2 protein-coding genes are annotated in these 3,724 nt (G+C 34.9%); one reads left to right on the forward strand and one right to left on the reverse strand.

From position 1 onward, the window contains the following. Nucleotides 1-116 precede the first annotated feature (116 nt). On the forward strand, nucleotides 117-1,793 hold the full coding sequence (locus V7183_RS23670) for a glycoside hydrolase family 13 protein (protein WP_335361033.1): 1,677 nt from the start codon (nucleotides 117-119) through the stop codon (nucleotides 1,791-1,793). A gap of 41 nt (nucleotides 1,794-1,834) precedes the next feature. Here the strand turns inward: V7183_RS23670 and V7183_RS23675 are convergent, their stop codons facing one another. Then, the gene (locus tag V7183_RS23675; RefSeq protein ID WP_335361034.1) at nucleotides 1,835-3,595 is read right to left on the reverse strand and encodes an alpha-glycosidase; all 1,761 of its coding nucleotides are present in this window, start codon (nucleotides 3,593-3,595) and stop codon (nucleotides 1,835-1,837) included. Nucleotides 3,596-3,724: the final 129 nt, after the last annotated feature.

Below are 3,724 nucleotides of genomic sequence, written 5' to 3' on the forward strand. Positions count from 1 at the left end.
AAACTAAGACAAAAAAATGTGAGCGCTATTTTATTTTCTTTTAAAATCTGCTATCATTCACTAATGAAAACGTTTGCGCCTAATTTTGTAATTAAATAATGAAATGGGGTAGCATGATGGAAAAACAATGGTGGAAAGAAAGTGTTGTATATCAAATATATCCTCGTAGTTTTATGGATAGTAATGGTGACGGAATTGGCGATCTTCGTGGAATCATTTCAAAGCTGGATTATTTAAAGAAACTAGGTATCGATGTAATTTGGTTGTCACCAGTCTATGAATCTCCAAATGATGATAATGGCTATGATATTAGCGATTATCGTGAGATTATGAATGAGTTTGGAACAATGAATGATTGGGACGAATTATTAAGTGCAATGCACGAACGTAATATGAAGCTAATGATGGATTTAGTCGTTAACCATACTTCTGATGAGCATAATTGGTTCATAGAATCTCGTAAATCAAAAGATAATCCATATCGAGATTATTATATATGGCGTCCAGGTAAAGGTGGGAAAGAGCCGAATAACTGGGGAGCGGCTTTTAGTGGGTCTGCATGGCAATATGATGAAGAGACTGATGAATATTATTTACATTTATTTTCTAGAAAGCAACCAGACTTAAATTGGGATAATGAACGGGTGCGAAAAGATGTTTATGAGATGATGGAGTTTTGGCTTAAAAAAGGGATTGATGGTTTCCGTATGGATGTGATTAACTTTATTTCTAAAGAAGAAGGATTGCCAGCTGTGAAGACAGAAGAAGAAGGTTATGTATCTGGGCATCAACACTTTATGAATGGGCCGAATATCCATACGTATTTGCATGAAATGAATCAAGAAGTATTGTCCAAATACGATATTATGACAGTTGGTGAAATGCCTGGTGTAACAACAGAAGAAGCGAAACTGTACACTGCTGAAGAACGTCAAGAATTGCAAATGGTATTTCAGTTTGAACATATGGATTTAGATTCTGGAGAAGGTGGAAAGTGGGATGTAAAACCGTGTTCGCTCCTTACTCTAAAACAGAACTTAACAAAATGGCAGAAAGCGTTAGAACATACAGGGTGGAATAGTTTGTATTGGAACAATCATGATCAACCACGTGTTGTCTCTCGTTTTGGCAACGATACAACTTATCGTACAGAATCAGCGAAAATGTTAGCGACAGTACTTCATATGATGAAAGGTACTCCTTATATTTATCAAGGAGAAGAAATTGGAATGACAAATGTTCACTTTGATTCAATTGATGAGTATCGCGATATTGAAACGTTAAATATGTACCGTGAAAAAGTAATAGAACATGGTGAAGATGAAGAGAAAGTAATGCAATCTATTTATATAAAAGGTCGAGATAATGCTAGAACACCAATGCAATGGGATGATAGAAAGCATGCTGGATTTACAGCAGGAGAACCGTGGATTGGATTAAATCCTAATTATAAAGAAATCAATGTAGAACAAGCATTACAAGATTCGAACTCTATTTTTTATTACTATAAGAAATTGATTGAGCTTCGTAAAAAACATCAAATCATTGTGTATGGAACATATGATTTAATTTTAGAGGAGCATCCATCTATTTTTGCTTATATAAGAACATGGGAAGATGAAAAGTTACTTGTAATTGCAAACTTTACCGACGATGAGTGTGTATTTGAAATGCCAGACGAGATAACATACAGCAACTTAGAGTTATTGATAAACAATTACAATGTGCAAGATGAAAAAATTGAGAGTATCGTCCTGCAGCCTTATGAAACGAGAGCATATAAATTAAAATAATGAAAAGCCTTGTGCAGTTTCTGACACAAGGCTTTTTTGCTTTACCATTTCAAAATTGAAAATCCATATGAGGGAAGTGAAACTTGTAATGCGTTTGTTTCTGCTGAAAACTCTTCATTTGTATACAAATTTATAATTTTTTTACCAGTAATATCAAAAGGTATAGGAGCTATAATTTCATGGTTGGTTGAGTTTAAAACAAAGAAGATTGTTTCTCCCTCATATGTTTTCGTATAAGAAATGTAACCCTGTTCATCGTTTGCTTCGATACATTGAAATGTTCCGTGTCCGCCAAATGCTTTATATTGTTTTCGTAATGAGATTAATGTTTCTATATGTTGAAATAATGTTTTATCTTGTTTATCTTCATCCCAAATCATACATTTTCGGCAACTAGGATCCATTCCTCCATCCATACCAATTTCATCACCATAATAAATGCATGGTGAACCGATGAAAGAAAGATGGAATACATAAAGTAGTTTTACTTTATTTTTGTTTCCGTTACAGAGTGTTAAAATTCTCGGTGTATCATGACTGCCTAATAGATGGAAGGCCGCTTCGTTCACATTCATGGAATATGAGTGAAGAGATGCTGTAATTTGTTCCATAAATCTATTAGCACTAATCGTTTCATGTGCAAAATAAGAAAGAAGGGCATTTGTAACAGGATAACTCATTACAGCATCAAATTGATCGCCTTGTAGCCAAGGAAGTGCATCATGCCAAATTTCTCCTAGAATATATACTTCAGGGTTAATTGCTTTTATTTCACTACGGAACTCCCTCCAAAATGTATGATCGATTTCATTTGCAACATCAAGGCGCCAGCCGTCAATGTGAAACTCTCGTACCCAATAACGTCCTACTTCGAGTAAGTATTCTTTTACATCTGGATGAGCGGTATTTAATTTTGGCATATATGGTGTAAAAGCAAAGGTATCATAATTAGGAAGTGGTTCGGTTACTACCGGAAACTCATGAATATGAAACCAATCCTTATAGGGTGATTGCTCGCCTTTTTTAAGAACATCTTGGAATTTATCAAAGAAGTATCCACTATGATTAAACACAGCATCGAGCATGACCTTTATGCCACGTTTGTGGCAGGCGTTCACAAGCTGTTTAAACATTTCTTTTGTCCCAAATTGCGGATCAATTTCCATGTAGTCAATCGTGTCATATTTATGATTGGAATGTGCGGTAAAGATGGGAGTAAAGTAAATACCAGAAATACCGAGTTTTACAAGGTAATCAAGGTGCTGAATGATACCAGCGAAATCTCCTCCAAAAAAATTTGTAGCTGTAGGGTTTGTGCTTCCCCAAGGGAGTGTATGTAATGGATTACATGTAGGATCCCCATTGGCAAACCGTTCCGGGAAAATTTGATACCACACTGTATCTTTTACCCATGAAGGAGCTGTAAAAACATCCTCTTTGTGTACGAATGGGAAGCAAAAAAAATTGCCAACGTCATCGTTAGGTAATTCAGAGAAAAAGCCACGTTCTGTATAAATAATCGTTTCAGCGTTATTTGTTAGTTCGAATCCATATCGTAAGCGCTTAAATTTTGGCTCGATTGAAACAAACCAATAATCAAATAAATCAGTTGATCCACTTTTTTTCATGGGTATTTGTGTTGAAATCCATTTTTCATTTTGCCATTCATATGGATCACCGTGAATAAGCGAAACTACGTCTGCATCATTTTTTTTCGTGCGCAGCCGAATGTGAAGTGTATTGTTATTGTAAGCGTATGCGTAATTATCTTTTGGTCTATGGTATATTGCTTCTTTAAACATATAGAAAATCCCCCTATAATCTTTTTATAAATAAGAATATGTTGCAAACGATTGCTTTTTAATATAGCTGTAATGTTGCTTATAAGAGTAGTATTCATTGGAAAGAAAGTCAATGGATAGAAAGAATAA

It is taken from the genome of Bacillus sp. JJ1127, from assembly GCF_036965845.1.
Lineage (GTDB): Bacteria > Bacillota > Bacilli > Bacillales > Bacillaceae_G > Bacillus_A.

Excerpts from the sequence above, each read along its gene's own strand:
- V7183_RS23670 (WP_335361033.1), top strand. The coding sequence starts at position 117 with ATGGAAAAACAATGGTGGAAAGAAAGTGTTGTATATCAAATATATCCT.
- V7183_RS23675 (WP_335361034.1), bottom strand. The coding sequence starts at position 3,595 with ATGTTTAAAGAAGCAATATACCATAGACCAAAAGATAATTACGCATAC.